Origin of the sequence: Marinobacter sp. P4B1 (assembly GCF_001447135.1) — a bacterium.
Lineage (GTDB): Bacteria > Pseudomonadota > Gammaproteobacteria > Pseudomonadales > Oleiphilaceae > Marinobacter > Marinobacter vinifirmus.
Map to the genome: position 1 here is coordinate 747,487 of NZ_LLXM01000015.1, position 25,716 is coordinate 773,202.

Consider the following 25,716-nt stretch of genomic DNA (forward strand, 5'->3'; position numbering starts at 1 on the left):
GGTTATGGGCAATCACCATGACAGTATCGCCCTCGACTGGGTTCGGGGCGAAATACAGGACACGCTGACTCAAGGCCAGCATGCACTGGAAGCGTACGTCGAGAATCGCGACGACACCGCACGCCTGCGCTTCTGCCTGAACTACCTCCACCAGGTACACGGTACCCTGCAAATGGTGGAACTCTACGGTGCAGCCCTGCTCACCGAAGAGATGGAGAAACTGACCCAGGCCATTCTGAACGAATCCGTCACCAGCGTTGACGATGCCGTTGAAGTACTGATGCAGGCCATCCTGCAGCTGCCGCAATACCTGGAACACCTGGGCAGCAGCCAGGACGATTTCCCGATGGTGCTGCTGCCCCTGCTGAACGACCTCCGGGCTGCCCGTGGCGATTCACTGCTGTCTGATACCTCACTATTCAAGCCTGACCTGACCCCCTCACAGCTGCAGGTCAGCGCCGCTGTTTCAGAACGCCTGCAAGACCCCAAGGTTCTCGGCCACCTGCGCAAACTGCGGCAGATGTACCAGTTTGCCCTGGCCGGCGTAGTGCGCGAGGAAAGCCTCTCAGCCCACTTCAACTACATGCAGAAGGTGCTCCAGCGCCTGATCCGCCTGTGCCAGAAAACCCCGAGGGGTGAACTCTACAAAGCCGCCAGCGGCTTTATCGAAACACTCCAGGGCGGCGCAAACCCGGTCAACACTGCGGTCAAATCCCTGTTGCGGGAGCTGGACGCGGAAATCCGCAGGCTCACCGACGAACACAGCAGCATCCTTCAACAGCCGGTACCCGAAGCCCTGTTCAAGCACCTGCTGTACTACGTCGCCCGCGCCAGGGACCTGGACATGCCCCAGGTCAGCGCCCTGCGCCAGGCCTACCAGCTGGATGATGCCCTGCCGTCGGACAGCGATGTCGACGCCGCCCGCACCCGGGTTTCCGGCCCGGGTCGGGACGCCATCCATTCGGTGGTGAGTGCGCTGAACGAAGAACTGGCTCGCCTGAAAGACCAGCTGGACCTGTTTGTCCGGGCCGAGCTGCGCCAGAACGACGAGCTGGAAGAACTGCTGCCGGGTATGCGCCAGGTAGCCAACACCCTGGCAGTGATCGGCCTGGGCATTCCGCGCAAAGTGGTTACTGACCAGATCGAACTGGTGGAAAAGCTCAGCACCCAGAGCGACACCGTCGACGACGGCACCCTGATGGATATCGCCGGTGCGCTGCTCTACGTCGAGGCCAGCCTGGCCGGACTGGACAGCGATCGCCACGAACCGGCAGCCACCGGCGACAACGAATTCCACCTTGGCTCCCAGGAACTGGGCGAGGCTAACGAAGCGCTGATCCGGGAATCCCGCAACACCCTGGAACAGGTCAAATCCTCGATTGTGAACTTTATCGCTTCCCAGTGGGATACCCGGGAAGTGGAACACGTTCCTGAGTTGCTGCACAGCATCCGCGGCGGCCTGTCGCTGGTGCCGCTGGAGCGTGTCGCCGACATGCTGGCCTCCGCCGAACGCTACGTAACCGACGTTCTGCTCAACGGCAAACAGGTGCCGGACTGGAAACAGCTCGACACCCTGGCCGATGCGGTAACCAGCATTGAATACTACCTGGAGCGCCTGGCCGACGGCATCACCGAGAACGACGCTATCCTGCGCGTTGCCGAAGACAGCCTGGCCAGCCTGGGCTTCCCGGTCGGCCAGGAACCCACCTGGCAGCAAGCCGGAGAGGAACTCCAGCCGGACGAACTGCCGGTACTGGATACCGGGGCGGCCGTCGAAGAGCCGGCCCAGGAAGCCAAGACCTCCGACCAGGACCTGGTCGACGACGAAATCCTCGGCATCTTCGTCGAAGAAGCCGAGGAAGTGCTGCAGACCATCCACGAGCATTACCCCCGTCTGCGCCAGAATTACGACGACCGGGATGCCCTGACCGAAGTGCGCCGGGCGTTCCACACCCTCAAGGGCAGTGGCCGCATGGTGGGAGCCACCTCCATTGGCGAGCTGGCCTGGTCTGTGGAAAACCTGCTGAACCGGGTGATCGACCAGACCCTCAAGCTCAATGACGACACCTTCGCCCTGATCGACGAGGTCAACGCACGCATTCCGTCCCTGATCCAGGAATTCCGCCGGGGTGATTACACCGGCGATGTTGATGGCCTGATCAGCCGGGCCGAAGCCCTGGCCACCACCCGCCGTACCGAAACCGGCACCGCAGAAACGGAAGCGACCGAAGCAACCGAGACCGTCACTGAGGCCCCGGCCCCGGTCGCGGTTCTGGAACCCGAAGCGGAACCGGAACTGGCCCAGCCGGAGAGCACCGGCGAAACAGAGGCGGATGCCGACGACCTGATCGACGATGAAATCCTCGAGATCTTCGTTGAAGAAGCCGGCGAAGTTCTGGATACCATTCGCGAATACCTGCCGATGCTGCTGCGCCAGCACGACGATCGCAGTGCCCTGACCGAAGTACGCCGGGCCTTCCACACCCTCAAAGGCAGCGGCCGCATGGTTGGCGCCAGTGTGATCGGCGAACTGGCCTGGTCTGTGGAAAACATGCTGAACCGGGTCATTGATGGCAGCATCTTCATGACCGAAGACGTGGCCAGCCTGCTGCAGGATGTCACCGATGCCGTGCCCGGCCTGGTTTCCGACTTCGAGAACCGCCGCCCGGCAGCGTTGGATACCTCGGCCCTTGAAGCCCGCGCCAATGCCCTGGCCAACGGAGAGATCCCGGACGCCAGCACCATGCCGGCGGCCGACTCGGAACCCGAACCACTGGCTGAACCTGAAACCGTTGGCGTCCAGGAAACCGACAGCGCTGCTGAAGCCGCTGACTACGACGACGATGAAGACGCCGTTGATCCGATCCTGCTGGAAATTTTCGAGAACGAAACCGAAACCCACCTGCAGACCATCAACGACTACCTGGCAACCGCCGGCGACAAGGCCACCGTCAGCTACACCGACGATCTGTCCCGGGCCCTGCACACCCTCAAAGGCAGCGCGAACACGGCTGGCATTGCCCCCATCGCCGCCGTCATCACCCCGCTGGAACGCTTTGTTAAGGAATCCCGTGCCCAGAACAAGCGGGCAGACCGTGATGTACTGGAACTGATTGCCGATGCCAAGGAGTTCCTGACCCGCGGCCTGGCCCAGCTCCGGGATAACCCGCAGGCAGACCTCGAAGGTACCGAAGACTACCTGGCCCGCCTGGAGCAGGTGTACCAGCGTACCCTGCAGTCCTCCGATCCGGCCGATGAACTGCAACCGGATACCCGGGCACCGTCCCAGCTGGTACAGCTGTTCCTGAACGAGGGCCTGGACATTGTGCTGGATGCCGAGAGCATCCTGGATGAATGGTCCCGCCACCCGGACCAGCGCCAGTCTGTGGAGACCCTGCAGAAAGAGCTGGAACAACTGGCTGCCGGCGCGGCGGAAGCCGGCCTGGTGGATGTTACCGAACTGGCCGCTGCGCTGAACCAGGCCTACAGCACGGTATCCGAAACGCAGCTGGAGCCGGGCGATACCTTCTTCGGCACCCTGCGCACCGGCCATGAGCAACTGATCAACCTGATGGACCAGGTCGCCGCCGGCCTGGCCACCGAGAGCAATGACAACCTGATCGACGAACTCTACGCCCTCGCGAACCGGGCAGACGAGAGCGAGCTGGAGCAGGAATTCGAGCAGCAGTTCTCCGGCGATCTCGACGAAATCGACCTGAGCCTGGAACTCGACGAACTCGGCCAGCCCGACGAGCAGCCGGAACCCGAGTCGCCTGGCGAAGGCTGGCTGAGCGAAGAACCTGCGTTCGAAACGGCAGCTGCCACCGACGAAGACAGCGAACTGGACGACGAACTCGCTGCCATCTTCCTGGAAGAAGCGCGGGACCTGGTCGACAGCACCGCAACCTCGCTGCAGACCTGGAGCGAAGACACCGGCAACCTGGATACCCTGCACCTGTTGCAGCGCGACCTTCACACCCTCAAGGGCGGCGCCCGCCTGGCCGGCATTGCGCCCGTCGGCGACCTGTCCCACGAACTGGAAACCCTGTTCGAAGGCCTGACCGAGCAGCGTTTTGCCGTCAGCGATTCGTTGTCTGACCTGCTGTTCCGGTGCCATGACCGGTTGGCCAACATGGTCGACACCCTGGAAGCCGGCAACCAGCCCGAAGCAGCCCCGGACCTGATTGCCGATATCCACGCCTGGATCGACGGCGCCCGGGATGGCGGAGCCAGCACCGAACCGGCAACCGACTTTGATGACGACATTCTGGCCCAGGCCGAAGCCGCGTTCGATGCGGACAGCGAAGAGGAAGCCACAGACAGCGCCGATGAGGATGCCCTGGCTAGCCTGTCGGACCTTGACCCGGAACTGACCGGCATCTTCCTGGAAGAAGCCTACGACCTGATCAACTCCACCGGCAGTGCCCTGCACACCTGGAGCGAAGATCCGTCGAACCAGGCCGTGGCCGCAGAACTGCAGCGCGATGTACACACCCTGAAGGGTGGCGCACGGATGGCCGGTGTCGACGCCATTGGCGACCTGACCCACGTTCTGGAAGACCTGTTCGAGAAGGTGGCCGAAGGCCAGCTGGCCGCCAGCAACGACATGACCGACCTGCTGTTTGCCTGCCATGACCGCCTGGCACAAATGGTGGAACAGGTTGCCACCCAGAAGCCCTGCCCGCCGGCCAACGACCTGGTTCAGCAGGTAGAAGCGATTCTCCGCGGTGAAACACCGGCACCGGCCAGCGAAGGGCAGGAACCGGCACAAGACCTTACCGAAGACACAGCGGATGACACCGGCTGGATGCCAGACACCGGGCTTGAGGCTGACGAAGACCTCACCGAAGCCTTCGAAGCCATGGGCGGTGACGACCTGGCCGGCATCTTCCTGGATGAAGGCCTGGAAATCCACGAAGCCATTACCGAGTGCCTGGACCAGTGGCGCGAAGATCCGGACGAACTGACCATTCTGACCCGCCTGCAGCAGGAGCTGCACACCCTCAAGGGTGGTGCCCGGTTGTCCGATATCGACCCGGTGGCCGACCTTGCCGAAGCCTGGTCTGACAGCCTCGAGCCCCTGCTCTCCGGCGGCAACAACCAACAGGCGTTGCTGGCGCTCAGCGATCAGGGTGCCGCCAGCCTCAAGGGCATGCTCGACAGCCTGGAAGACGGCCATAAACCGGCCGCCGCCAGCGATCTGATTGAAGCCTTCCGCAGTGTTCAGGCCGAACCGGCTGAACAGGGCGAACAAGCGACAGCCACGGCAGAACCGGCCGCTGACGAAGCCGATGCGGTTGACCCGGAAGTGCTGGAAATCTTCCTGGAAGAAGCCGGCGAGATCATGGACCAGCTTGAGCAGGTGCTCGATGACTGGCGCAAAGACCCGAACAACCACCAGTACAACCAGGAAGCCCAGCGGGCCCTGCATACCCTCAAAGGTGGCGCCCGCCTGTCCCAGCTGAGCGTGCTGGGCGACAAGGCCCATGCCTTCGAGACCCGGTTGATTGACCTGGGCGGCAATGCACCGGGCGACAGCCAGTGGCAGGAGATCACCCAGGACCACGACGCCGTCATCGAGCTGGTCTCCGACGTTCGCCGGCGCTTTGCCGACGGTAGCCCGGTGGTCCAGCCGGAGCAGCCCGCGGAAGACGCACCCGAACACGAGCAGCCGGAACCGCAGGCCGCCGAGCCGGAAACCTCGGTGCCCGAAGCCCCGAAACCGCCAGCGCCCGCCAAGCCGGCCAAGGCCCGCAACAAAGCAGCGGAAGCCCAGCGTGCCGCCCAGGAAACCATCCGGGTATCGGCACCGTTGCTGGACGAGCTGGTTAACCTGGCCGGTGAAACCAGTATTACCCGTGGCCGCCTGGAACAGCAGACCAGCGACTTCGGCCACACCCTTGAGGAAATGGCCGCTACCATCGAGCGACTGCGCGAACAGCTGCGCCGGATGGATATCGAAACCGAAGCCCAGATCCTGTTCCGTGCCGAACAGGAACACGGCCCGGATTACGGCGACGACTTCGACCCGCTGGAAATGGACCGCTACTCCTCGATCCAGCAGTTGTCACGGGCACTGAGCGAATCGTCTTCTGACCTTGCAGACCTGCGTGAAACCCTGTCTGACCGGGTACGGGATACCGAAACCCTGCTGGTGCAGCAGTCCCGGATCAACACGGAACTCCAGGAAGGTCTGATGAAGACCCGGATGATTCCGTTTGCCTCCATGGTGCCGAGACTGCGCCGGATTGTGCGCCAGATCAGCAACGAACTGGGCAAGAAGGTCAACTTCGACGTGCGCAACGCCGAGGGTGAAATGGACCGCAACATCCTTGAGCGCATGATTGCGCCGCTGGAACACATGCTGCGGAACGCCCTCGACCATGGCATTGAAAGCCCCGAAGACCGGGCCCGTGCCGGCAAGCCGGAAACCGGTGAAGTGGTGCTCTCGCTGACCCGTGAAGGCGGCGACGTGGTACTGCGTATGATCGACGACGGCAAAGGCATTCCCGCCGAAGTGATCCGTGACAAGGCCATTCGCCAGGGCCTGTTGCGGGCCGACGAAGACCTTACCGAACGGGAAGTCCTGCAGTTCATCCTGCAGCCCGGCTTCTCTACCGCCCAGCAGGTGACCCAGATTTCCGGCCGAGGCGTGGGTATGGACGTGGTATCCAGCGAAATCAAACAGCTCGGCGGCAGCCTGGACATCGATTCGGCCCTGGGGCGTGGCACTACCTTCACGGTGCGCCTGCCATTCACGGTATCGGTTAACCGGGCCCTGATGGTCGCCACCGGCGAAGACTTCTACGCCATCCCGCTCAACACCATTGAAGGTATCGTGCGGGTCAGCACCTACGAGCTGGAAGAGTACTACAAGCCGGATGCACCGCTGTACGAATACGCCGGCCAGGAATATCGCCTGCAGTACCTGGGCAGCCTGCTGAACAGTGACCACCAGCCCAAGCTGCAAGGCCAGGCCCTGCCGCTGCCGGTGATCCTGGTGCGGGGTGCCGAGCAGCCACTGGCCCTGCAGGTTGACCACCTGATGGGCAGCCGGGAAATCGTGGTTAAGTCTCTCGGCCCGCAGTTCAGCTCGGTTCGTGGCGTTTCCGGTGCCACCATTCTGGGTGACGGTAACGTGGTGGTGATTCTTGACCTGCCGGCCATGCTCCGTTCTGACATCCTGTCTGATCGCCAGCGCCTGGCTAACCTGGACAAGGCCCGCGAAGCCGGCCGCTACGAAGACCAGACCACCACGGTTATGGTGGTGGACGACTCGGTTACCGTACGGAAGGTTACTTCCCGACTGCTGGAACGCAACGGCATGGAGGTTATCCTCGCGAAGGACGGCCTGGATGCGGTGGCCCAGCTGCAGGACCATCGTCCGGACATTATCCTGCTGGATATCGAAATGCCCCGGATGGACGGTTTCGAAGTGGCCAGCTTTGTGCGCCACGACGAAAACCTGAAAGAGACGCCCATCTGTATGATTACCTCCCGGACCGGCGAGAAACACCGGGAACGGGCACTGGCCATCGGCGTCAACGAATATCTGGGCAAGCCGTTCCAGGAAGCCGAGCTGCTTGACACCATCAAACGACTGACCGGGAACGGGTAATGACCGGCCATGACGGCCGGCCCGGCATCGGCATTGTGTCCGATGTGGTGTTGCAGCGGCACCGGTTGCAGGTGGCTGCCGGCAAGTTCGGCCTTGAGGTCAGCTTTTCCGGCGGCCCCGACCGCCTGATGGATTATCCGGGGTTTCCCGATGCCGCCCTGTGGCTGGTAACCCTGGAAGACGAAGCCGACCACCCGGCGCTGTTCGAACACCTGCTGGAGCACACCGATGCCCCGGTTCTGTTCGGGATGGACCAGGCTCCAAAGCCCGGCACCAAGGACTATGTGCGCTGGGAAAGGCGGCTGCTCAACAAGCTGGAAAAGCAGCTGGGGCACCTGGAGAAACTGGACTCCGCCAACGACATCGAAGAGTTGGAAGTCCACGCCCGGCCATCACCCGAGGCACCACAACTGCCCCAGTGGATAACCCCGGCGGCTCCGGGCTCGGTAGCCGAGGAAATCTGGGTTCTGGGCGCCTCGCTGGGCGGTCCTGCTGCGGTGAAAACCTTTCTGGACCACCTGCCGGCCGGCCTGCCGGTCGGCTTTGTCTACGCCCAGCATATAGATGACAACTTTACCGGCGTGCTGACCCGGGTACTGGGCCGCCACGCCCACTACCAGCTGAAGCGGGCAGAGGAAGGCTACAAGGTTCGCAACGGCGATGTGGTACTGATGCCGGTAGAACAGGAGTGGTCGTTCGCAGACGACGGCAGCCTGACCGCCACCGGCAAGCCCTGGCCCGGCCCCTATGGCCCGTCTATCGACCAGGTGCTGCTGAACGTGGCCGACCACTTCCGCGAGCACTGCCACGCGATTCTGTTCTCCGGGATGGGCAACGACGGCGCCATCGCCGCACCGCTGCTGAAGAAACGGGGCAGCCGGATCTGGGTCCAGGACAGTGCCAGCTGTGGCAACAGTTCGATGCCCGAGTCTGTCGCTGCCACCGGCTGCGCCAGCTTCTGCGGCACACCGGACCAGCTCGCCGGCGAACTGATCAAAACCATTGAAAACCATTGCCTGCTCAAGGGCCGGCAAAAACGGGATTCTGCCTGAGGACACACAATGAACGAGAACAGCCAAACGCTTCCCTGCGTCATGATCCCTGTCTACGACCGTCACTTGCTGCTGCCCAACGTATCCATCGCCGAGGTGGTGGATTTCAACAGCACAGACGCCGGCGCCAACACCCCGGACTGGCTGGTGGGTTTTCTGGACTGGCGCGGACTGACCTTGCCGGTCATATCCTACGATGCCGCCAATGGCGGATCGCTCACGGTTCCGGGCGATAACCGGGGCCGTATCATTGTGCTCAACACCATTGGCCCGGACCACAACAAGGCGCCGTTCATGGCCCTGGTGACCCAGGGCATTCCGAGCCAGGCCCGCCTGGATGAAAGCCAAGTGCGCAAGCTGGACGGAGAGCCCGGCCCCGCCGACCTGATGCTGGTAGACGTGGACGGCGAAGCTGCCTGGATTCCCAACCTGGAATACCTGGAATCCCTGGCGGTGCAGGCCCGGAACTGATTCCATCCCGGGCCATGGCAGCCGATCCTGCAAATGTTATAATGTTGCAAACTTTGCAGGACACGGACCATGCCCGAACGCGCGCTCCCCTACCGCCCCCACAACCATGATGCCTGCGTCAGCCATGCCCTGGCCGACGCCCGCACCATTTGCCGGCAACAGAATGCCCGCCTGACGGCCATCCGTGAGCGGGTGCTGGAACTTATCTGGCAGTCCCACAAACCGCTGGGCGCCTACGATATCCTGGCCAGGCTGGGCGAAGAGGGCCACAACGCCGCGCCACCGACCGTGTACCGGGCCCTGGATTTCCTGCAGCAGTACGGACTGGTACACAGGATTGCCTCCCTGAACGCCTTTATCGGCTGCCCCCATGCCGGCGAACACCATCGTGGCACCTTCCTGATCTGCCGCCAGTGCGGCAATGTGCTGGAACTGGATGCGCCGACGGTCAGCGAATCGATTGAAGCCGCAGCTCGGGCCGAAGGTTTCCGGCCCGACGACATCACCCTGGAAATTTCCGGCCTGTGCCCCCGTTGCCAGGGAGCAGAAGTCCATGACTGAGGCGCTGGCAAACCTGGAGGGCGTTACCGTTCAGTTTGATGACCGGCTGGTGGTCAACCGCGTCAGCCTGACCGTACACCGGGGCGACATCATCACCATCATCGGCCCCAACGGAGCCGGCAAAACCACCCTGATCAAAACCGTACTCGGCCTGCAGCGTGCCACCAGCGGCAAGGTATCACGGGCCCCGGGGCTGGTAACCGGCTATGTGCCCCAGCACCTGACCCTGGAAGCCACCCTGCCCCTGAGCGTGCGCCGTTTCATGCTGCTCAGCGGCAAGCCGCTGGCAGAGTGCGAGGCGGCGCTGGCCCGGACCGGGGTAAGCCATTTGCTGGAGGCCTCGGTGCATCACCTGTCTGGCGGCGAAAAACAGCGCTTACTGCTGGCCCGGGCGCTGGTGCGCAAACCGGACCTGCTGGTGCTGGACGAACCCGCCCAGGGCGTGGACATCAACGGCCAGGCCGCACTGTACGAACTGATCCGAGAGCTGCGGGACGAACTGCACTGCGGCGTCATCATGATCTCCCACGACTTGCACCTGGTGATGGCTGCCACCGACAAGGTGATCTGCCTGAACCAGCACGTCTGCTGCAGCGGCTATCCGGCGGATATTTCCCACGATCCGGCCTTTATCGAAACCTTCGGCCACCAGGTGGCGGAATCGCTGGCGGTGTATCACCACCACCATAACCACCAACATAACCTGCACGGCGACGTTGTTGCCGGCACCGGCCATCAGGGAGCCTGTAACCATGAGCATCATTGATGCGGTGCTGGGCGATTTCTTCTGGCGAGCCCTGATCGGCGGCCTGGGGGTGGCACTGGTGGCCGGGCCGTTGGGCTGTTTTGTGGTCTGGCGCCGGCTGGCCTATTTCGGCGACACCCTGGCCCACTCCGCCCTGCTGGGCATTGCCCTGAGCTTTCTGATCAGCGTACCGCTCAACCTGGCGGTGATCATCACCTGTGTAGTGATCGCCCTGGCGCTGGTGCTGTTGTCCCGTACCCGGGCCCTGTCGACCGACACCCTGCTGGGCATCCTGGCGCACTCGGCCCTGGCCATCGGCCTGGTTACCCTCAGCTTTATGCCGGAAGTACGGGTAGACCTCACCGGCCTGCTGTTTGGTGACCTGCTGGCCATGAGCCGCCAGGACCTGCTGTGGATCTACGGCGGCGCGGCGGTGGTACTGACCCTGCTGGCCGTGCTCTGGCGCGGTTTGCTGATGAGTACCATCCACGAAGAACTGGCGCGGGTGGAAGGTGTTCCGGTGGAGCGCCTGCGGCTGGCACTGATGCTGATGTTCTCGCTGGTGATTGCGGTCGCCATGAAGATTGTCGGGGTGCTGCTGATTACCGCCCTGCTGGTGATCCCGGCGGCAACCGCCCGGCGGCTGGCGAAAAACCCCGAGCATATGATGGCGCTGGCCGTGGTGTTCGGCTTCATTGCAGTTGCCGGCGGGTTAAGTATGTCCTGGTACCTGGACTCCCCCGCCGGCCCGTCGGTGGTGGTTACCGCCTTCCTGAGCTTCCTGCTGGTTTACGGAGCGGCCCGCAAGAACAGCCACTGAGCCACCCGCCGGTCAAAGCGGCTGGAGCCGGTCCATCAGGCGACCGGTTTCCAGCAGTTCAAGGAACTCGTCACCCAGCCGGTCGCTCTCGGCGATGGCCTTGCGCCAGTCCCGTTCACGACCTTCGTCATCGCCCAGGTATTTCTCGAAATCCTTGCGGTCCGGCAGTTTGCGGTTCGGCAGGCTGTCCAGATACTCCCGGGACGGTGACACCAGCAACACATCCTGCAGCCGGGTCGCGTCTCCCCGGCGCCAGGGCAGGGTCTTGTCGAACCAGCCGGGCACCACCTTGTCGGTAAAGTGCGGGTAGAGAATCACCCCGGGCTGCTCGTAGGGCAGGTCCAGGTGGTAATCCAGCAATCCACCATCCCGATACACCCCCTCCGGCGCACCCGGAATGTTGCGGACACCGGACATCACCAGCGGAATAGACGCGGAGGCCAGCAACGCCGGCAGCAGGTTTTCCCGGGTCAGGGGTACTTCATGGCTGGGAAAATCCACCAGTTTCGACACCGGTGCCCGTACCCGGCCATCGTGCAGAATGCCCCGTTCCATATAACGGCCCAGATGCCGGCGGCTTACCATATTGGCACTGATGGCACTCATCAGCCCCAGGCCTAGCCGGCCCCGGGTGTCGTGCTCCAGAAAGCCCCGGCTGCGCACCACCACCACATTCAGGCGGTACCAGGGATGGTTGAGCAGGTAGTCCTCACGACCACCCAGCAACTCCTCCAGGAACAGGATGCTCTTGCGGGTCACTTCCGCCGCACTGACGCCCTTGGCAAAGCGCTGGCTGGTGTAAAGCTCCGCCAGCTTTGCCAGCTGGGCCCGGGGGTCATCGGAGGAGGCCACCGCCGCAAAGCGCCAGCTACCGATCGACGAGCCGATCAGCGCCCGTTCCTGTTCCACCCGGGGCAGCCAGTCGCCAAAGATCGCTTTATCCAGGCCGCTGAGGCCCAGGGCTTTCGGGCCACCGGCAGCACCGGGAATAACGTGTACGTCTTCCGGCCCCAGCGGCTTTTGCTGCAACCGGTTCAGTGCCCGCCGTCCAACGCGAATGGTCAACGCCGGCTGTTTGATATGTATTGCCGTCATTCTGTTGTTCCTCTGGAAGTGCGGGGAGTTTAACGAACCCGGGCTGCAGCAGCCAAGAAAACCGGCTTTTTCCTTGGCACGCCGGATCTGCGTGCTAGACTCGATCGAAAACCTTCCAAGGAAGCAGGACTGCAGCAGGAGCAAGCGGTGAATCAATCTGCCCCGCCGGGGACGGCAACCACCAACCCTACCCTGGCGGTACTGGGTTTTCGACGGCAGCTGGTGTACCACCTGCATTTCTGGGCCTTTATTGCCGTTGCCCCGCTGGTGATGGTGCAGTGGCAGCACGGCAATTTGTTGCTGTCTGCCCTGCTGGTCTTCTTCTGCGCCAATGCCGCACTGGTTCTGCTGTTTTTGCGGTTTCGCAACACCTACTTTCTGAAAGGCCGGCTGTTCCCCCTGCTGGCTGTCGTCTGCGCCGCCTACTCCACGGCCATCAACGGCCACGCCGGCCTGTACTGGGCCTATCCGGCGGCTATCGCCCTGTTCTTCCTGCTCCCCCTCAAGGAAGCTATCGTCTGCAACGTCATTTTTGTCGCAGTTATGGCGGTGGTGTCGTTCCTGCAGTTCCCCGAGGCGGACTTCTGGCGCATTACCTTTTCACTCGGGCTTAGCTGCCTGTTTGCCATGATCTTTGCCTGGCTGGTGGGGCGTCTGCAGCAGGAACTGACCCGGCTGGCCACCACCGATCCACTCACCGGCTGCCTGAACCGCTCGCAACTGGCCGATGTGCTGAACAGCCAGATCCAGATGCGGGAGCGCTATGAACGGGTATCCAGCCTGGTGCTGATCGACCTGGACTATTTCAAGAACATCAACGACCAGTGGGGCCACCTGGCCGGCGACCGGGTACTGAAGGAGATGGCCGGCCGGGTGCGCAAACGGTTGCGGCAGAACGACCAGCTGTTCCGCATCGGCGGCGAAGAATTCATGGTGGTGCTGCCGGAAACCCGACAGAAAGACGCCCATACCCTGGCCCAGCAATTACTGACCAGTATCAGCGCCCGGCCATTTCTGGACGACATCCGGGTAACCGCCAGCGCCAGCATTGCCGAAGTCGAACGGGGTGAAACCTGGTCTGTGTGGCTCAACCGCGCCGACCAGGCGCTGTATGAAGCCAAGGCCCGGGGCCGCAACCAGGTGGTGCTGGCGCCAGCCAACCGACAGCCCCCGGTGCAGCCGGAGCCATGGCAGCGGTCACCGGCACCGTTGCAACCGGTCAGCTCAGGCCCGGCTGCTTCCGGAACGCCCGATACGCCGTAAACACATCCCAGGGCTGCTCGAAGTGGGGGTAATGGCCCACATTTCTCAGGGTGACCACATCTGCATCGGTAATCAGTTCCCGGTAACGCCGAACCATACCGGCACCGGACACCGGATCCGCCGTGCCCGAGATCAGCCGCATCGGCTGGCGGGCATTCTGCAGTGCGCCCACCCAGCGGTTACGGTGGCACCGACGCTCCTCCATAAAATGAATCAGCTCATGCAGGATGCCGCGGCCGTTGTTGTAGGTCAGCAGGTGCCAGAATTCGTCCATTTCCTGCTGGCCAGGAGGGTTGCGGGAGCCGAACAGCCGGCAGAAGTTGCGCTCGAACATGCTGCGGGTCAGGCCCCGGCTGATCAGTCCGCCTAAAGGGCTGCCCAATACGCGCTGGATTAACAGGGGGTTGTGCACTTCCGGGAAGATGCCGCCGTTCAGCAGGCACAGGCTGTCAACGGTAAAGCCAAGGCCGCCTTCCTGGTCCCGGGCCAACAGTTCCTGGGCCACGGTGGAACCGTAATCATGGGCCAGCAGGTGAATGCCGGGCAAACCGAGGCCTTCTATCCAGCCCTGAACCAGGTCTGCCTGGTCTTCAATGCTGTAGCGGTAGTTGCGGGGCTTGTCGGAAAACCCGAAACCCAGCATATCCACGGTCAGCAGGTTGTAGTGCCGGGCCAGCATCGGCCACACCCGGCTCCAGTCCCAGCTGGCGGTCGGAAAACCGTGCAGCAACACCAGCGGCTCGCCCTGGCCGGCCATGCGGCTGAATATGGCGTGGCCGCCGTAGCTGAACCATTTGCCGGCCTGCTGCCAGCCATCCAGGGTCGATATGTCCTGTTTACCGGCGGCGGAAACGCCAGCCCCGGTCGTAAGCTGTTCCATGGCAGATCCCTGACACATTCCAAGCCTGTCACTTTAGATGAAAGCGCCAGCAACGGCCATAGCCCGGCCGGCACCGCACTGGTCTGTTCCGGCTGAGGTATCGTAAAGCATGGAGATACGGCCCGAATTCCCTTAAGCTTTGGCCCTTGTTAGGCACAGACTACCGGAAACCATTATGACTCTACCCCTCGATGACCTGGCCGGTCATTATTACTCCATCCTTGACGGCCTGGGCGAGAACCCCGAACGCGAAGGACTGAAAGACACCCCCATGCGTGCCGCCAAGGCCATGCAGTTCCTGACCCGGGGCTACCAGCAAGACCTGCAGGACCTGGTGAACAACGCCGTGTTCGAATCTGCCATGGACGAAATGGTGGTGGTGCAGGACATCGAACTGTACAGCATGTGTGAGCACCACATGCTGCCCTTCATCGGCAAGTGCCACATCGCCTACCTGCCCCAGGGCAAGGTGCTGGGCCTGTCCAAGTTCGCCCGCATTGTGGATATGTACGCCCGCCGGCTACAGATCCAGGAAAACCTGACCCGCCAGATTGCCGAAGCCGTGGAAAGCGTCACCGGCGCCAAGGGCGTGGCGGTGGTGATCGAAGCCCAGCACATGTGCATGATGATGCGCGGTGTCGAGAAGCAGAACTCCCGTATGAAAACCTCAATGATGCTGGGGCAGTTCCGCAAATCCCAGGCAACCCGTACCGAGTTTCTGAACCTGATCAGCAGTAACCACTGACAGCACGTACGACAGGAGAACCCATGGCAAACGTAACCGGCGACCACCTGGCCCGTGTCCGCATCAAAAACCTGCTGCTGCGCGCCTACATCGGCATCAAGGATGAAGAGATCAACAACCAGCAGGATGTGGTGATCAACGTTTGCCTGACCTACGATGCCTCCGAGGCCATCGAACAGAACGAGATCTCCGCGGCACTCAATTACCGCACCATCACCAAGCAGATCATCGGCCACGTGGATGGCAACCGGTTTGCCCTGCTGGAGCGGCTGACCCACGAAGTGCTGGCTATTGTGATGGAACACAAGGCGGTAAACTGGGCCAGTGTCGAGATCGACAAGCCCCATGCGCTACGCTATGCGGAGTCGGTTTCTGTTTGTCTTGAAGCCCGTCGTGAAACCCACAAGGAACTCTGAATGTCCCGTAACAGCGCTGAACAGATTCGCGAAATTCTCGAGACCGTCCGCACCATTGCCCTGGTGGGCGCCAGCGAGAAAACCAACCGCCCCTCCCATGAGGTGATGGAAAACCTGCAAGGCCACGGTTACCGGGTGATTCCGGTGAACCCGAGACTGGCCGGCCAGGAAATTCTCGGCGAGACCGTGTATGCCGACCTGGCCTCCTTGCCCGAGCCGGTCGACATGGCAGACCTGTTCCTGGCTCCGGAGCGCACCGATGCGGTGATCGACCAGGCCATCGAACAGAAAATCCCGGTGCTCTGGCTGCAGATTGGCGTGATCAACAAAGACGGTGCTGCCCGGGCGGAAGCCGCAGGGCTTAAAGTGGTCATGGACCGCTGCCCGAAGCAGGAAATTCCGAAACTGGGCATTGCCACACCCGCATCCGGCCGCTGATTCCCGCTCGAATCAAGAGGCCTGTCACAGTTTGGGCGAACAACTGTTACCCGTTTGCCCAGCCTGTCATAACCTAGCCTGCAGCGATTGTATCCGCACCCCCTTCGGGGGGTGATCCGTGGTCCCATAATAATCATAAGATTGGCCGAGCCATGTGGTTGAGAAGTATGCCGGGCAATGACACAGCCTTGAAACCGATCGTGCGTGCTCTGATGAGCCCGGCGTTCCCTGTGCTAATTCTGATGGTCTTCCTGGCCGTCGGCTTCTGGCTGCGCAGCGGGCTGATCGAGGAAGACAGCCGTCACGTCCGGATTATCTTCGGCAGCCTGTTCCTGCTCGGGCTGCTCACCAGCCTGACCACGGTGCTGGTCCAGGCCATCCTCCGGCGCAACCAGGCCCTGCTGAAAACCCGTAAAGAGCTGGAGCGGGAGATCGACCAGCGCAAAGCCGTGCAGAAAGACCTGGAACGGCTGGAATCCACCGACACCCTCACCGGCCTGGCCAACCGCCGCTTCTTTATGGAAGACCTGGCCCATACCCTGGGCATTGCCGACCGGCAGATGCGCCAGGCAGCGCTGATCCTGCTCGACCTTGACCGCTTCCAGATGCTCAACGATACCCTCGGCCACCAGTTTGGCGACGAGCTGCTGATTGGCGTGTCGGAACGGCTGAACCGCCTCAGCGACGAGCTGGTGCTGGTGGCCTATTCCGGCGGTGACGAGTTCATGGTGTGCCAGCAACAGGTCGACGATATCGATGATGTCATTCATCTGCTGGGGCAAATCAGCCAGTGCTTCCAGGAGCCGTTCGAGGTTCAGGGCGAGCGCCACAGCATTACCGCCACCATGGGCGTGGCCTTGTATCCCCAGAGCGGCCTGGATGCCGACACCCTGCTGCGCAACGCCGACATTGCCCTGTACCGGGCCAAGGAGCAGGGCCGCAACACCTATCAGTTCTATATGGAAGGCATGCAGGACCGGGAGGTGATGCGGCTGGAACTGGACAAGGATCTGAGCCAGGCCCTGGCCAATGACGAATTCGTTCTGTACTACCAGCCCCAGCTCGACCTGAACTCCAACGAAGTGACCAGCGTCGAGGCGCTGATTCGCTGGCAGCACCCGCGCCGGGGCTTGCTGGCACCCTGTGAGTTCATTCCCCTGGCGGAGGAAAGCGGCCGCATTACCGAGATCGGTCGCTGGGTGGTACTGGCCGCCTGCCGCCAGCTGGCGCGCTGGAAAGGCACGCCCTGCGAGAACCTCCGGATTGCCGTCAACCTGTCCGGCCGGGAGCTGGACGATGAGTCCCTGGTGGCCCATATCCGGGACACGCTGCTGGCCGAGCAGGTGGATCCGGCCATGCTGGAGGTAGAGCTGACCGAGGAGATTTTCATCCAGAATATCGAGCACAACCTCAATCAGCTACGCCAGTTGCACCAGCTGGGGGTGCACCTGGCCATTGATGATTTCGGGGTGGGCTATTCGTCGCTGGGCTACCTGCGGGATTTCCCGGTGGATATGCTGAAGATTGACCGGTCGTTTATCACCGAGGTGACCAGCCGCCACGATGATGCGGTGATTACCCGGGCGGTGATCAACCTGGCCCACAACCTGGGCATCCGGGTGGTGGCCGAGGGTGTGGAGACCCGGGACCAGCTGAATTTCCTGCGCCGGCACCACTGCAACCTGGCCCAGGGTTTCCTGATCAATCATCCGGTGCCGCCGGAGGAGCTGGAGAGTTCCATCATGGTGGAAGCACCATTCGCCCGCGAGCCGGCCATTTCCCGATTGTAATTGCCGGCCGCTGGCTGCAAACTTCCGGTAAATTCTTTTCGGGTGTTTGTTATGTCTGCCAGGTATCTAACTCCGGAGCATGATGCGAAACTTCGCCGCTGGGAGCGGTGGAATCGCAATTATTTTGTCTTCGCGTTTGTGGCGTTGATTGTGGTGCTGGTGTTCAGCAGTCAGCTGGGGATTTCTTCCGGCGATGACTGGGGTTCTCTGGGGGTGTTGCTGGCGTTGCTGGTGGCGCCGATTGTTGTGCTTCAACTTCGGCTTCGGTGTCCGGCCTGTGGCGAGAAGATCGGTTGGCAGGCGAAGCTGATGGCGCCTGATCAGTGCAAGTCTTGTGGTGTGTTTCTTCGGGCAACCACCAAGTCTCCGAAATAAACTGAAGCGTCCGCGAGCGCGCCTAGGTTCTCAGGCTTTCACCAATGAGCCGGGCTTTATCCAACATATAACCGTAGAACTTTTCGGCGGCTTCGTCAGGGCTCATGTATGATCGGTGGAAAATGATGTTGAGGCTGCCAAAGAGCTCTCCCTGAACGTAGACGGGTACGGCAATGGAAGCAATCTTGGAGTAGTCGCCCCACTCCCCCGAATTCTGCCCATAACCTTTACATCGTGTCTCAGCCAGTACCCTGTTCAGGTAGGTTTCGTCCCCGGCCAGTCGGGCATCCAGTGCCGTGCCGTTTTTCAGAATATCCAGAATGTACTTTCGTTGCTTATCAGAACAATTCGCCAGATAGGCTTTACCACTCGCCGTCATCAACATCGGCAAACGTTTGCCAATCATCGACGTTGTCAGCGACAGCCGGCTCGAACGGTGGGTCGACTCAATAACCAGCATGGAATCCAGTTTGAAGGTAGACAAATCCGCTGGCCACATGACATGTGCCGTCAACTCGTTCATCAGCTCCAGCGTCTTTGGAGAGTGCACACTTTCGTGCCGATAACCATCACTCAGCTTACGAACGTTCGGTGACAGGTAAAAAAACGTATCGTCTGCCGAACGCTGGATATAGTTGAGCGCGACCAACGTTTCCAGATAACGGCGGACAGTTGTCCGGTGAATGCCCGTTATCACCGAAATTTGATGGCATGTCGCCCGACTGCCAATTTCATTGATGGTTTCCAGGATTTTTAGCCCCCGTTCCACCCCTTGTACTGTTTTATACACAACCACTCCGCCAGATCAATGCCCCCCTTCCGGGGGGCCTGATATCAGGTATCAGAAACTATACTTTGCCATCATCTGGAGTCGCGTTGCAGAACCATCACGGCCATCAACCACTTCCCGCGTGTGGTGAGAAACTTCAACCCCATAATCCAGTCGGCTGACCGGCGACCAGATGTAGTTCAGGTAAAGGCTCTGGTACTCGTTGTCCCGATCGGCTTCAACCACACCATCGCGGTGAGCATCATCCCAGTCGGCTTTTCCAAGCCCGTAGGCCAGATTATAACTGCCGCGCCCCACCTTTACGGTAAGACCCAGCGCAACCCCCAGCGCAGGGATGGCCTCAACGCCTCCACTCCCAGGCTCCACATAGGCAGGCGCAGCCGGTCCGAGATAGAGGTAACCTCCCGTGCCTTCACCATACATGACCGACCCCTGAACACTCACCATAGGCGCCAACTGCACTTTTGCAGCCAACGATGCACCGTAACCAACGACAGACTCTTCATTATCCGTTGCTTCGTTGTAAACCTCCAGTCGGCGCAGCAACAACGAAGAAGCATAGGACAGTCGCTCTCCAGAATGTTCGTAACGGAGGGTCAGATCCGGCAGGCTGTTCTTGGCTTCCGGATTGGCCGCCCCCGTGTAGGTTGTTCCACCCAGCCCCGAGGGGTCTTCGAGCGCTATGGAGAGTCCCTGAACGGTGTATCGTAACTGAGCATGACGACCAATGTTGGCCTGGCCTACCTGGCCGGTAAAATCAATGGTAGGCGTATACCCGAGAAAACTTGTAAAGTTGGTGGTGGTTTGGCCCGCCAGGATACCGTTCCAAGCACCGTAGGCGTGCCTCAGCCGAAGTGTGCCACCACCACCGCCCCAGAAGTCGCCTTCAATGTAAGTCGTCAGAGCCCCGGAATTGGTCGGCGTCTCTGTACCAATGCCAAGCCGAGTCTGGAAGGCATGGGCATCAAAGTGACCGTCAGCGCCTTTGTCACCATCCAACCGAACAGCGGCGTTGGAAGCAGCATTACCAAGCTTCGCGTCTAGGTCGTAAATAAAATCCAGTTTGCCATAGCCTTTCAGACTGACCTGCGTACCCTCCACATCAAAACTGGCGGCTTTCGCAACGGGCACAGATAAAAGCATTGAAACGGAAATAAGAGCAGCGACTCTTTTAATTTTATTTTTCATGATTATCCTTAACACAGTAGATTCAGGTATTTTTATATTCAGAGATTCAATTCTTTTAACTTCCCTCCTTTTATTAATAGCCCCCAAGAAAAACGAACATCAAAAAATGAATTCGACAAATTAATCCACCCTGACTCAATGAGAGAGGGATATTTAAATCCGGAATAGCTTTTCATTCGGCAGCAGAAAGGCAGAGCATTGTTGGAAACAACGCTCGCCAGACTGACGATTGAAGAACTATTGCGGGTGGATGTGTCGGCTTTTTCAGAATCGAAATGACTTCCTCAGGCCATTCGATAGCCCCCGTTCACGTCGATCGAAGCGCCGGTGATATAGGAAGCGGCCGGTGACAACAGAAACTCGATGGCCCCCGCCACATCCTCAACTTCTCCCAGGCGACCAACCGGCACACGGGACGCCACATTGTCGGATGGGCAGCCTTGACGGAACATCTGGGTATCAATCAGCCCGGGGCAAACACTGTTTGCAAGAACCCCGTAGTCGGCATAGTCCCGGGCAATCGACTTGGTTAACGCAATCACTGCGGCCTTGCTCGCAATGTAAGCCGGGCATGATCGGTACCCCCCCAGCTGAGCCGCCGCCGATGACACATTCACGATACGCGCCGGCAGGTTGTTGTCCCGGATCGCTCTCTGGCTCAGGAACGCCTGGCACATCAGAAAAACCCCCGTGCTGTTCACCTGGAATACCCGGTTCCACAGATCGACTGAGGTCTGATCCAGGCCAATTCGGTCACCGTTTTCACCAACCGGCGAAATACCGAAACAGTTTGCCAGCGCCGATGCCTGCAGCCCCTGGCTCTCCAGGCGATCAAACAGGCCTCTGACCGAGGCCTCACAGCCAACGTCCACAACGAAGCTCTGGTGCCCCGCTCCAGGCAGGCTTTCCACGACGTATTCCAACCCCTGGCTGTCGACATCACACAGCACAAGCTGGCAGATCTGTTTACGCGCCAGGCGCTCAGCCACCGCCCTGCCAATCCCTCCGGCCGCGCCGGACACAATCACAACATCATGTTTCATCCGATTTTCCTCAAATCACGCCAGGCAACCAGAGAGCGATGGCAGGAAAACTCACCAGGAGCACGATCCTGACCGCATCGGCCACGAGAAAAGGCGTTACGCCTCTGAAAATTTCCATCATCTGGGCACGATTGCCCACGACTGATTTCATGACAAACACATTGAGCCCCAAGGGCGGTGTAATCATGCCCACTTCGACCAGCGAGAGCGTGACCACACCCCACCAGACAAGGTCGTATCCCATTCCCGCAATCAGCGGCAGCACCACCGGCGCCGTCACAAGTACCGCGGCAACCGTATCGAAAATGGTACCAATGGCCAGATAGATCAGTACGAGCACCGCCAGGATGACAAAGTGGGACGTTTCTTCCGGTTTGACGTACTCCAGAATCAGGTCGGCGGCACCCGCAAAGCTCATCAGCGCCGCAAACACACTAGCCCCGATGTAAATGACGTAAATGGCTGCGGAATTGAGTGCAGTGTCCTGCAGGCCGTCCCAGAAACCGCTGAAACTGAAGTTCCCGGAAAAGAAAAAGAACAGCAGAGCCAGCACAGCTCCAACCGAGCCCGCCTCCTGAGTGGTAAAAATCCCGCCATAAAGGCCACCGACTACCAGGCCGAACAGAACCACAGGACGCCAGGCCTTGATCAGGTCTCGCACGGCGGTGTTACGGTCAAAGGCCTGGGTTTCCGGAGCCAGCTCAGGTTTCAGCCGGATGGTGACGATAATGGCAAGGCAATACAGAACAAGCGCGAGCAGCCCCGGAATCAGGGCTGCCTGGAAAGACTCCTGAATAGACACTTCGGCAATGATGGCGTAGATGATCAGAACAACTGATGGCGGAATCAGAGCCCCCAGAGTGCCCCCAGCCGCAATCGTACCGGCGGCCAGGGCCGAGGCATACCGACGATCCACCATCTCCGAAAAAGCGACTTTGCCGAAAGTTGCCGTGGTTGCAATGGAGGAACCGCAGATTGCCCCAAACCCTCCACAACCGACGATGGAAGCAATTGCCAGCCCCCCCTTTCGACTTCCAAGCGCAGAGGATGCAGCCCGATAGATCTGACCAGACATTCCGGAAGCCGTAGCAAAGTTACCCATCAGTAGGAATAGAGGGATGGCAATCAGGTCCAGACTGGTAGCCGTGCCCACCACCACATTACCCGTGATCGCCAGTGCCTGCGGCCACCCCAGGTAACCACCAATTCCGAGTCCACCTACCACTAGCAACGCCACACCAACCGGGATCTGCAACAGAATCAGGGCATAGGCAAGCAGGAACCCTCCCGCCACCAGAAACACCGCCGACGCATCACTGCCTCCCGCCAGAGTAAAGTAGGCCGCGCCAACCGCAAGGACCGCGCCCATGATCAGAACTGGCGCCAGCAGCTTCTCCCCCGACAACACTCGCAGGCAGTCCCGAACCGGGCGAGCCATACCCGCAATCACAAGCAGGGCAAGAACCAACGCAACCAGGCCGGCGAGACTCCAGACCGGGTACGTCTGAAGCCCCAACACCGACGTGGTTTCACCATACTGATGCGTTTGCAGAGCCTTGGAGATAAACGACCAGCTGATGACCGCCAGGGCGAGCAGACACAACGCACGCTCAAACATGGCCATCAACCCGCTGCCGACGGGACCAAACCGTGACAGTAGCTCAACCTTGATATTTCGCGACTCAAAAAAGGACGAGGCAATCAGCCCTGCCACCACCACGGAAACCAGCAACTCGTTCAGTTCGTAGGTTCCGGCAAACGAATAGGAGAACACCGTTCTGGCAACCACATCCACACACGCCAACGACGCCAGAACTATCAGTAAAATCAGACTCAGCCGGGTAAGCACCTTGAAGTTGCTATCCAGGCTGAAACGTTTTGAATCTATACAGGATTCCACGAGTAAAGCGTTTGACTGTTCCATAATCGATCATTTACAGAGTGTGGTTAAAACATGCCCGGCCCTGGCAAGGCATGTCCGGAGTCCGTTATTGCTGATGGGCGTTGTTTACTGCATCCAGGTAGGTCTCCCAGACCTGCTGCCCATTGGCCACATTTTCCGACCACTCTTCGATTACTGGCATCAGACGGGCTTTCCAGACCTCCATTTCTTTCCCTGGAGGAACAGTGATTTCGTCCTGATCCGAAGACGCAACCTGCTCACGCAAGCGCTCATTTTCTCCACCCAGACTGTCAGACCAGTACCGGATGAAATTCCGTCCCCCCATCTCATTCAGAACCTGACGCACATCCTCAGGTAACGCGTTGTATTTTCGTTTGTTGATGGTGATAAAAACAGGGCTCGAACCAAACGGTACATCCAAATGCCATTTCACATAATCGGCAATGCCCCAGGTGAACACAGCATTCCAGTCATTGATACTTCCGGTGAGCACGTTCTTGGAGAGGTTTTCCGCAATCGAGGGCACCGCTAGCGCTACAGGATCGGCACCAAATGCCTCAAGGGATTTTGCCGCCAGCGGGCCTGCGGCCCGATAGCGCTCGCCTTCCAGCGCTGTAAACGACCCCAGCGGTTTGGTGGAATGAAGCCTTTGAATCCCTGAGGACAGAATGGCGAAAACGTGGACATTCTCGAATCCCTTTACCAGACCTTTTTCGTATAACGTCCATAACCCGACAGACGCTTCATAGATGTCCGAGGCATAAAGGGGAACCTCAGCAACTTCCAGCTCCCGAAATCGTCCAGGCGTATAACTGGTGACCCCCCAAGCCATGTCGACGAGGCCCTGCTCAACTGCGTCAAAGGTATCCTTGGCGCTTACCAGAGTTCCACCTGAGAACATTTTTATTTTCAGTTTACCGTCGGTACGCTCTTCTATTTCTTCAAAATAGTCTCCAAAAAGATCCGTCGTCATAAAAGAAGTTGGCCCTGCAATATTGGAGAAGCGAAGCGTGGTGGATTGTGAGCCAGCAAATACTGAAGAGGAAAAAACTGTTAAAGCTAGGCCAAAAGCCAGGAGTTTTAAGTTCATGGGTTTTCCCTTTTTGTGTGTTGTTTTCGAGGCTGAATTTAGAACTGCGGTGCGCACATGTCCAATAGCCGATGTGTTAGTGTGCACTAAGTGCACACTCCATGAGGACTCAAGGTAGACCGCCTTTTCCCACCCAGAATCAGATAATTATCTATTTAACAACGCATTAAACTATCGCCGAACAGTAAATCCGTCGTAATTGATTACCCAGACTCTTGCTTCCCCCTTCAAAAGTGCTACTCAAAAACAGAAATCAACACTCTGATGTGCACTATGTGCACGTCAGAGTGACTTTCTGTTGATCTAATTTTCATTGCATCTCTATACTTCTGATAGCTATTAAAACTGAAAAAAATCAACCCTGAAACAAAGATCTAAAAGTCCAAAAAACCAACCCCATTTAATGAGCCCGACCACACGTATTCTAACCGTGCTCCTTATAAAAAAGAGCAAGAAATATATCCTTAATGGTTACCTGACATGAAAGCATTACTTCAATGTTTATCTCACACCCCTTTGGTAGGGCATGTAGACCCAGAGCCATCTGTTCTCGATGAGGTAAACCGCGTCATCCGTTATTCCAGAGAGCGTGTCAAAGCGTTTGACCCGGAGCTTATCCTTTTATTCTCGCCCGACCACTACAACGGCTTCTTCTACGACATCATGCCGTCTTTCTGCATCGGTACCAACGCCTACGCCATTGGCGATTTCGGAACTACTGCCGGTCATCTGACGGTTCCGGCGAAGCTGTCAGAAGGCGCGGTGCAATACGTTATGGATGCCGGTGTCGATGTCGCCCTTTCTCACAAAATGCAGGTCGACCACGGATTTGCGCAGCCATTGGAGTTCCTGGCCGGAAGCCTTGATCAGGTCCCTGTAATTCCCGTGTTCATCAATTCTGTGGCCGTCCCGTTACCTTCCTTCCAGCGCGCACGGCTACTGGGCGACGCTCTGGGTAGATATCTGGCCAAGCTGAACAAACGTGTTCTGATCATTGGGTCCGGTGGGCTTTCCCACCAGCCACCGGTTCCGGAGCTGGAAACTGCAGATTCCCGTATTCAGGATCGACTTCTAGGCAGTGGCCGCAACCTGCCAACTGAAGAAAGGCAAGCCCGGACCCAGCGCGTGATTGATGCAGCACGTCGATTCGTGGAAAACCAGAACACGCTGCACCCCCTGAATCCCGAGTGGGATCAGTGGTTTATCGAACGCATTGCCACTGGCGATCTGATATCTCTGGACAGCGTCAGCAATCAGGACGTCTCGGAGAAAGCCGGAAAATCCACACACGAAGTGAAGAACTGGGTGGCTGCAGCCGCAGCCATGGCCGCCTTTGGCCCATATCGGGAAGAGAACCGTTACTATCGACCCATTCCTGAATGGATCGCCGGTTACGGGGCACTGACAGCCATACCGGCCTGCCCCTGAACCAA

The 25,716-nt window shown here is 59.7% G+C and carries 19 protein-coding genes and 1 pseudogene; 13 read left to right on the plus strand and 7 right to left on the minus strand.

What is annotated here, in order from left to right; genetic code table 11:
- The first annotated feature begins 4 nt into the window (after positions 1-4).
- From AQ621_RS15080 to AQ621_RS15105, 6 genes are all read left to right on the plus strand, one after another.
- A complete protein-coding gene (locus AQ621_RS15080; RefSeq protein ID WP_058342096.1) occupies positions 5-7,618 on the plus strand; it encodes an Hpt domain-containing protein in 7,614 nt (2,537 codons plus the stop codon).
- On the plus strand, positions 7,618-8,670 hold the full coding sequence (locus AQ621_RS15085) for a chemotaxis protein CheB (RefSeq protein WP_022990357.1): 1,053 nt from the start codon (positions 7,618-7,620) through the stop codon (positions 8,668-8,670). Before AQ621_RS15080 ends, AQ621_RS15085 begins: the two co-directional genes overlap by 1 nt.
- A 9-nt stretch (positions 8,671-8,679) precedes the next feature.
- Positions 8,680-9,141, plus strand: a complete 462-nt coding sequence (locus tag AQ621_RS15090; RefSeq protein WP_058342097.1) for a chemotaxis protein CheW — start codon at positions 8,680-8,682, stop codon at positions 9,139-9,141.
- A 69-nt stretch (positions 9,142-9,210) separates the two neighbouring features.
- Positions 9,211-9,702 (plus strand): Fur family transcriptional regulator, encoded by a 492-nt coding sequence (locus AQ621_RS15095; protein ID WP_022990355.1) that lies wholly within the window; start codon positions 9,211-9,213, stop codon positions 9,700-9,702.
- A complete protein-coding gene (znuC, locus tag AQ621_RS15100; protein ID WP_022990354.1) occupies positions 9,695-10,468 on the plus strand; it encodes a zinc ABC transporter ATP-binding protein ZnuC in 774 nt (257 codons plus the stop codon). Before AQ621_RS15095 ends, znuC begins: the two co-directional genes overlap by 8 nt.
- The gene (locus AQ621_RS15105; RefSeq protein ID WP_058342098.1) at positions 10,455-11,267 is read left to right on the plus strand and encodes an iron chelate uptake ABC transporter family permease subunit; all 813 of its coding nucleotides are present in this window, start codon (positions 10,455-10,457) and stop codon (positions 11,265-11,267) included. The genes znuC and AQ621_RS15105 overlap by 14 nt, the downstream gene beginning before the upstream one ends.
- A 12-nt stretch (positions 11,268-11,279) precedes the next feature.
- On the opposite strand, the gene AQ621_RS15110 is transcribed toward AQ621_RS15105, so the two are convergent.
- Entirely contained in the window at positions 11,280-12,362 is a 1,083-nt protein-coding gene (locus AQ621_RS15110) for a patatin-like phospholipase family protein (protein ID WP_058342099.1), read from the minus strand.
- A 147-nt stretch (positions 12,363-12,509) separates the two neighbouring features.
- On the opposite strand from AQ621_RS15110, the gene AQ621_RS15115 reads away from it, so the two are divergent.
- Positions 12,510-13,625: a GGDEF domain-containing protein gene (locus tag AQ621_RS15115; RefSeq protein ID WP_082641111.1), complete on the plus strand. Its 1,116-nt coding sequence runs from the start codon at positions 12,510-12,512 to the stop codon at positions 13,623-13,625.
- Here the strand turns inward: AQ621_RS15115 and AQ621_RS15120 are convergent.
- Positions 13,582-14,505, minus strand: a complete 924-nt coding sequence (locus tag AQ621_RS15120) for an alpha/beta fold hydrolase (protein ID WP_058342100.1) — start codon at positions 14,503-14,505, stop codon at positions 13,582-13,584. The genes AQ621_RS15115 and AQ621_RS15120 overlap by 44 nt on opposite strands.
- Positions 14,506-14,680: 175 nt before the next feature.
- Here AQ621_RS15120 and folE point away from each other — a divergent pair, with 175 nt between their 5' ends.
- From folE to AQ621_RS15145, 5 genes and pseudogenes are all read left to right on the plus strand, one after another.
- Positions 14,681-15,250: a GTP cyclohydrolase I FolE gene (folE, locus tag AQ621_RS15125; RefSeq protein ID WP_022990349.1), complete on the plus strand. Its 570-nt coding sequence runs from the start codon at positions 14,681-14,683 to the stop codon at positions 15,248-15,250.
- Positions 15,251-15,273: 23 nt separating this feature from the next.
- Positions 15,274-15,666 (plus strand): dihydroneopterin triphosphate 2'-epimerase, encoded by a 393-nt coding sequence (gene folX, locus AQ621_RS15130; RefSeq protein ID WP_022990348.1) that lies wholly within the window; start codon positions 15,274-15,276, stop codon positions 15,664-15,666.
- Positions 15,667-16,104 carry a CoA-binding protein gene (locus tag AQ621_RS15135; RefSeq protein ID WP_058342101.1) on the plus strand — a complete coding sequence of 146 codons (438 nt, stop codon included), beginning with the start codon at positions 15,667-15,669 and terminating at the stop codon, positions 16,102-16,104.
- 323 nt (positions 16,105-16,427) lie between these two features.
- A pseudogene (locus tag AQ621_RS15140) lies at positions 16,428-17,894 on the plus strand (putative bifunctional diguanylate cyclase/phosphodiesterase); the annotation flags it as partial.
- Between the two features lie 51 nt (positions 17,895-17,945).
- A complete protein-coding gene (locus AQ621_RS15145) occupies positions 17,946-18,269 on the plus strand; it encodes a hypothetical protein (RefSeq protein ID WP_058342455.1) in 324 nt (107 codons plus the stop codon).
- A gap of 22 nt (positions 18,270-18,291) precedes the next feature.
- Here the strand turns inward: AQ621_RS15145 and AQ621_RS15150 are convergent, their stop codons facing one another.
- From AQ621_RS15150 to AQ621_RS15170, 5 genes are all read right to left on the minus strand, one after another.
- A complete protein-coding gene (locus tag AQ621_RS15150) occupies positions 18,292-19,059 on the minus strand; it encodes an IclR family transcriptional regulator domain-containing protein (protein ID WP_158499536.1) in 768 nt (255 codons plus the stop codon).
- A gap of 51 nt (positions 19,060-19,110) precedes the next feature.
- The gene (locus AQ621_RS15155) at positions 19,111-20,247 is read right to left on the minus strand and encodes a DcaP family trimeric outer membrane transporter (RefSeq protein WP_058342103.1); all 1,137 of its coding nucleotides are present in this window, start codon (positions 20,245-20,247) and stop codon (positions 19,111-19,113) included.
- A gap of 284 nt (positions 20,248-20,531) precedes the next feature.
- Positions 20,532-21,290 carry an SDR family NAD(P)-dependent oxidoreductase gene (locus AQ621_RS15160; RefSeq protein WP_058342104.1) on the minus strand — a complete coding sequence of 253 codons (759 nt, stop codon included), beginning with the start codon at positions 21,288-21,290 and terminating at the stop codon, positions 20,532-20,534.
- Between the two features lie 10 nt (positions 21,291-21,300).
- On the minus strand, positions 21,301-23,214 hold the full coding sequence (locus AQ621_RS15165) for a TRAP transporter large permease (RefSeq protein WP_082641112.1): 1,914 nt from the start codon (positions 23,212-23,214) through the stop codon (positions 21,301-21,303).
- Positions 23,215-23,278: 64 nt separating this feature from the next.
- Positions 23,279-24,283, minus strand: a complete 1,005-nt coding sequence (locus AQ621_RS15170; RefSeq protein WP_082641113.1) for a TRAP transporter substrate-binding protein — start codon at positions 24,281-24,283, stop codon at positions 23,279-23,281.
- A 480-nt stretch (positions 24,284-24,763) separates the two neighbouring features.
- On the opposite strand from AQ621_RS15170, the gene AQ621_RS15175 reads away from it, so the two are divergent.
- Complete coding sequence (locus tag AQ621_RS15175) at positions 24,764-25,711, plus strand: 3-carboxyethylcatechol 2,3-dioxygenase (RefSeq protein WP_058342106.1); 948 nt, start codon at positions 24,764-24,766, stop codon at positions 25,709-25,711.
- Positions 25,712-25,716 lie beyond the last annotated feature (5 nt).